Source organism: Hungatella sp., assembly GCF_046966825.1.
The window spans coordinates 1-2,471 of record NZ_JBKVCZ010000210.1 but is presented as its reverse complement, the minus strand read 5'-3'; the positions used below and the strand labels follow the sequence as shown (position 1 = coordinate 2,471).

The 2,471-nt window shown below is 44.8% G+C and carries 2 protein-coding genes; both read left to right on the top strand.

Translation table 11 applies throughout. The annotated features are described in order from the left end of the window. Window positions 1-470 precede the first annotated feature (470 nt). Entirely contained in the window at window positions 471-1,046 is a 576-nt protein-coding gene (locus ACLTD4_RS32080) for an RNA polymerase sigma factor (protein ID WP_117622915.1), read from the top strand. A gap of 5 nt (window positions 1,047-1,051) precedes the next feature. Then, window positions 1,052-2,452: a hypothetical protein gene (locus ACLTD4_RS32075; protein ID WP_412331888.1), complete on the top strand. Its 1,401-nt coding sequence runs from the start codon at window positions 1,052-1,054 to the stop codon at window positions 2,450-2,452. Window positions 2,453-2,471 lie beyond the last annotated feature (19 nt).

Genomic DNA, 2,471 nt, shown 5'->3' with positions numbered 1-2,471 from the left:
ATATGATAACGCTGGCCGCGAAGGTTGCTGGCCATCAATATGATAACGCTGGCCGTATAGGTTGCTGGCCATCAATATGATAACGCTGGCCGCGAAGGTTGATGGCAATCAATATGATAACGCTGGCCGTACAGGTTGATGACAATCAATATGATAACGCTGCCCTAAAGGTTGATGGTAATCAATACGAAGACGCTGGCCGTAAAGGCTGAAAGCGACCAATATAATGACGATGACCCTTAAGACTTATTTTGACCATTATAATAGCGAAGCTGCCATGATAGGAAAATCGCTGTTACCTTCGTGAAAGGTGATATAGATCGAAGGCAGCGGCGGCTCCAAAATAAATACTGACACAATTTTAAACAGAAAAGTCTGATAAAGGGAGTGCGGGAATAGCCTAAGAATAGCAGATGGCTGATATAGTATTCCATGATTGCAATACTGGTGTGCGGTGAGGAGAAGTGAGTATGATATTTTTCATGGTAGTGGGAGGGGAGCCGGAGACACACATACAACGGCTTATTATAGATGAGAATCTGATCGTGCGGATTGGCCAGGATGACCGGTCCGCGCTTGAGGAATTCTATACCCTGACGGAGCGTGCACTGTACAGTTACGTCCTGGCGATCGTGAAAAATCCATATGATACTCAGGATGTTGTTCAGGACACCTATTTAAAAGTACGGGCATCCGCGCATCTGTATCAGAAACAGGGGAAGCCGATGGCGTGGCTTTTTACGATCGCCCGAAATCTCGCCATGGACTTATTCAGGCGGAATTCCCGTTTTTTGTCAGAAGAAGCATTTGAGATGGAAGACACGATGGAATATTCTTATGTGACAGAAATCACAGACAGACTGGTTTTAGAGACAGCCATGAATATTCTAACAGAGCGGGAGCGGCAGATTCTTTTGCTTCACCTGGTGGGGGGAATCCGACACAGAGAGATTGCTGTAAATCTGGGGATTCCGTTGTCCACGGTCTTGTCCTGCTACCAGCGGACGTTAAAAAAATTGAGACGGTATCTGGAAGGAAAGGAGTAAGGGCGATGAGTAAAAAAATGGACACACCACAAATTAAAAAATCGCTGAACCGGGCAGTAGACCAGCTTCCTCAGCCTTCCCTGCAAAAAATAATGGATACACCAGTAGTAAAAATGGAACAGATGGACACTGCCACCAGGCAGGAGCCGTTGAAAAACAGCTGGTTCCAGAAATTGTGCAGTCCGGCACAGGTGCGGCATGTGGCAGCCGTATGTGGCTGCCTGCTATTCTTTTTTGCAGCGGGTATCGGCGGCGTATACTCCTATGAAAACATACTGGTAGACAGTATTGTAGACATGGACGTGAATCCAAGCTTTGAATTGAAAATAAATAAAAAAGACAGAGTCCTTTCTTTTACCCCCCTGAACGAGGACGCAGCTCAGGCGGCAGAAGGACATACGTACAAGGATTGGAACGTTGAAGATGCGGTTAAGGATTTATACCGGATTATGGAAGAAAAAGAGTATCTGACAGATGATCGGAGAACTGTTTTAATTTCAGTAGAAAATAAGAATCCGAACCGTGTAAGCCAGCTCCAGGGCCAGTTAAGTGACTGTATCAGAAAAACAGCCGAGGAGAGTAAAAAAACGGTTCGTATAGTGACACAGGAAAAGAAAAAGGATCAGGCATTGAATCAGACAGCCCAAAATTATCACATTTCCAGTGGTAAACTACAGTTTATTCGTATGATGACAGCGGCTTATCCGGATCTCGACGAAGAAACTTTGTCAAAGATGTCCATGGAAGAACTTTATCGTATTATCCTTGATCGTGAGAAGGAAAAACCGGCATGGCTCCAGATGAACGAGGAGGACTGGAATGAGTATAAAGAAGAAATGAAAAAAGAGAAATACGGCGATCGGGATTCTGATGATAAAGATACAGATGATCATGATTCGGACGACGATGATATGGATGACCATGATTCGGACGATAATGATTTGGCTGATAAAGACTCGGATGACCACGATTCAGACGATGGAGATTTGGCCGATAAAGATTCGGATGACCACGATTCAGACGATGGGGATTTGGCCGATAAAGATTCGGATGACCATGATTCAGACGATGAGGATTTGGCTGATAAAGACACGGATGACCATGATTCAGATAATAAAGATTCACGCAATAAGAATAAGAATAAGAATAAGAACACCCGAGATACAGATGATAAGGATTCCGACGACAAAGATTCGGACGCCCGGGCTTCCGTTGATAAGAATTCAGCAGGTAAAGATTCCGACCACGGGGATTCGGCCAATAGGAATTCCGAAGGCAAGGACTCGGAAGACCGAAAATCAAATGACCGGGACTCTGACGACGATGATTCCAAATCGAAAGATGATAAAGACAGCGACGATGACGCTGAACACCAAAATTCTGATGACGAACGTGATGACGATTAAGACTCCACTCCATAAACAC

Excerpts from the sequence above, each read along its gene's own strand:
- ACLTD4_RS32080 (WP_117622915.1), top strand. The coding sequence starts at position 471 with ATGATATTTTTCATGGTAGTGGGAGGGGAGCCGGAGACACACATACAA.
- ACLTD4_RS32075 (WP_412331888.1), top strand. The coding sequence starts at position 1,052 with ATGAGTAAAAAAATGGACACACCACAAATTAAAAAATCGCTGAACCGG.